The organism is Massilia pseudoviolaceinigra (genome assembly GCF_030846505.1).
GTDB classification, from domain to species: Bacteria; Pseudomonadota; Gammaproteobacteria; order Burkholderiales; family Burkholderiaceae_D; genus Telluria_A; species Telluria_A violaceinigra.
On record NZ_JAVCWL010000125.1, the window covers coordinates 1 to 772 of the forward strand.

The following is a 772-nucleotide window of genomic DNA, read 5'->3' on the forward strand; positions in this document are numbered from 1 at the left end:
TTCAGGTGAAAATGACCGCTATTGCCTGCGGATTAAAGCGGTCTGTTGCGACTGGTTGGTTTCGACCCGACGTGCCGCTCAGAATCGCGAGACTGGTCACCTTAGATATCCGGGAAATAACGATGAAGATCCCAAGCGCCATTCAACCAATTGCAGGTTTTACTGCGAACGATTACACAGCATTAAGCGATCGAAGCCGATTGCGAAGCCGATCCCCTGGCGATACGTACCGCCGCCGACCACCTGTTTCTGGGCACCCAGTGCCGCCACGGCAATTTCAAATCCGTCCGTCGTGTAGTAATCCAGTCCGCGTTTCACCGCGCGCGCAAGTTCGTAGTCGCTTGTTTTGATGCTCACCATTTTCTCCGCGAGGGTAATCAACTCGTCCCTCATGGTGTCGGCGTCTGGATTGAGCACTTCCAAGCCGAATTGAAAGAACTCGCGGTATCGTCCTTCTTGCGGCCGTTCATAGCGCCAGCAGCGTTCGAAGTACCAGAGCTTCACATTCTTCTGGCGCGGGAAGTGTTTGTCGGCGATCAGCTGGACTGTCGCTGTCGCCTCGGGTCGCAAACACAGCGAACGGTTTTTCTTGTCCGGAAAAACGTACATCTGCGACAGGATTTCCGGCCCCGCTTTGTCCACGTACACGCCCGACGGCTCCACCGAAGGCAGCACAATTTCTTCAAATCCCGCCGCCTCTGCGATGGCGATCAGTTGATTCAACAATACGCGGCGGTTCTTTGCTTCTTCGCCCGCGATAATGCGCACACCC

At 55.2% G+C, this 772-nt stretch carries 1 protein-coding gene; it reads right to left on the bottom strand.

The genetic code is table 11. The annotated features are described in order from the left end of the window. Window positions 1-159: 159 nt before the first annotated feature. Window positions 160-772: ATP phosphoribosyltransferase regulatory subunit (locus tag RBA40_RS33380; protein ID WP_306653212.1), on the bottom strand; the 613-nt coding region annotated here is incomplete at its 5' end.